General features: G+C 75.4%; 1 protein-coding gene. It reads left to right on the forward strand.

Annotated features, from left to right (window positions below; genetic code table 11):
- Positions 1–740 (forward strand): beta-ketoacyl reductase (locus AWZ10_RS34930; protein WP_159058461.1); only part of this gene is annotated, 740 nt, incomplete at both ends.

Genomic DNA, 740 nt, shown 5'->3' on the forward strand with positions numbered 1-740 from the left:
GGCCCGCGGCGGCGCCGAACACCTGGTGCTCGCCTCACGGCGCGGCCCGGCTGCCCCCGGCGCCGACGAACTCGTCGCGGAACTGGCCGAACTGGGCACCCCCGCGACGGTGATCGCCTGCGACGTCGCCGACACCGACGCGGTACGTCGGCTCGTCGACGACCTGCCCGGCGGCGGCACCCTCACCGCGGTCGTGCACACCGCGGGCGTCATCGACGACGGCGTCATCGACGCGTTCACTCCACAGCGCGCCCACGGCGTCATGCGCCCCAAGGCCGATGCCGCACTCGCTCTCGACGCCGCCACCCGCCACCTCGACCTGGACGCGTTCGTGCTGTTCTCGTCCATGGCCGGCACCCTCGGCGGCCCCGGACAGGGCAGCTACGCCGCCGCCAACGCCTTCCTCGACGCCCTGGCCGCCCGCCGCCGGGCCGAGGGACTCCCCGCCACCTCCGTCGGCTGGGGCACATGGGCGGGCGGCGGCATGGTCGGGGAGGAGTTCGCCGAGCGGCTCCGCCGCGACGGTGTGCCGCCGATGGATCCCGACCTGGCCATCGCCTCCCTGCAGAAGGCCCTCGACCAGGACGAGGAGTTCCTGATCGTCGCCGACGTCGACTGGAAGCTCGTCACGGTCCGCGCGTTCGCCGCGCTGCGCGACTTCCCCGAGGCCCACAAGGCCGTCGCGGCGGGCGGCGACGAGGAGAAGGAGGCCGACGCCGCCGACGGGCCGCCGCTCGTGC

This window comes from Streptomyces europaeiscabiei (genome assembly GCF_001550375.1).
Classification (GTDB): domain Bacteria; phylum Actinomycetota; class Actinomycetes; order Streptomycetales; family Streptomycetaceae; genus Streptomyces; species Streptomyces europaeiscabiei.